At 37.0% G+C, this 745-nt stretch carries 1 protein-coding gene; it reads right to left on the bottom strand.

Translation table 11 applies throughout. The features are described from left to right. On the bottom strand, nt 1-745 hold a 745-nt coding region (locus tag SM124_RS23950), incomplete at both ends, for an IS4 family transposase (protein ID WP_322448967.1).

Here is a 745-nt window from a genome sequence, read left to right as displayed (position 1 = left end):
AGAATAGACAACATGCTTTTCTCTGATTGCGTTTTTAACTTCACTGTCAAAGTAAGTATATAGGCAATCATTGCAATAAACATTTGATTCCATATTCCTTGTGGTTTTGTGCTCCATACTTTGACAAATCTAAGAGATTGTTTGATCCACTTGAAGAATAGTTCAACGATCCATCGATTTCTATAAATCTCTGCAATCTCAGTAGATAATAAATCCCATCTGGTGGTCGCTACTTTATAAATCTTCCCTTTTGAATCTTGGTATTCCACCAATCTTACAGGTCTCATTTTTCTTTCAGCACCTAGTATTACTTTCGCATCTCTTAATATATTTTTGCCTTCGGGCACTTCAAATTCTTCTTCAACTTGAATAGTAATATCACTTTTTAATCGAATGACAAATTTAATCTCGTCTTTGATCCATTGATTCATTCTGATTTTATCCATATAACCGCGATCCATAACATAGGTGGCATCAGAAACTTCTATGAGCAATTCCCCTCCTTCGTGGTCCGAAGCCTTCCCGTTCGAAGGAATAATCTTATCAGGATAATGAACATCAGGTGATGCCACGACTAAACGTGTATGCATTTTAACCACGTTCCACCCTTTTGTGACATATGCCCATTCAGATAAAACAGCTGGAAGTTTGATGTGAGTTGCATCTACAATTCGAAGTCTTCCGATATTCGGAAGACCGGAGAGATGATGGGTATGAAAACTCAGTTCGTGTAAGACCTTAAAGA

The organism is Robertmurraya mangrovi (genome assembly GCF_034427655.1).
GTDB classification, from domain to species: domain Bacteria; phylum Bacillota; class Bacilli; order Bacillales; family Cytobacillaceae; genus Robertmurraya_A; species Robertmurraya_A mangrovi.
The sequence above is the reverse complement of the archived record's forward strand: the minus strand, read 5'-3'. Positions and strand labels throughout refer to the sequence as shown.